The following is a 294-nucleotide window of genomic DNA, read 5'->3' as shown; positions in this document are numbered from 1 at the left end:
AGTGGGTCGAGGAAGTGACGTACCGGCTGATCAACCGCCGGTACAACCACATGCTCCCGACGCTGATCACCACCAACCTGGCGATCAAGGACCTCCGGGCCTACCTCGGCGACCGCGTCACCTCCCGCCTCGCGCAGATGACCACCCGGGTCGAGTTCGAGCCGGTCGACCGCAGACGCCACCGCCCCGCCGCCTGACCTTCCGCAGGCTGCCACGCCGGGCCGCGCCCCTAGAGCGCACCGCCCCATGCACCTCCCGACCCAGCGCACCCCTCCGCCGACGCCCCTGCGCGCG

Annotated in this window: 1 pseudogene; it reads left to right on the top strand. The window is 72.1% G+C overall.

The annotated features are described in order from the left end of the window. Nucleotides 1-197: pseudogene (locus RB628_RS43020) on the top strand (ATP-binding protein); the annotation flags it as partial. Nucleotides 198-294: the final 97 nt, after the last annotated feature.

The sequence above is a fragment of the Streptomyces sp. ADMS genome (assembly GCF_033441795.1).
Classification (GTDB): Bacteria; Actinomycetota; Actinomycetes; order Streptomycetales; family Streptomycetaceae; genus Streptomyces.
The sequence above is the reverse complement of the archived record's forward strand: the minus strand, read 5'-3'. Positions and strand labels throughout refer to the sequence as shown.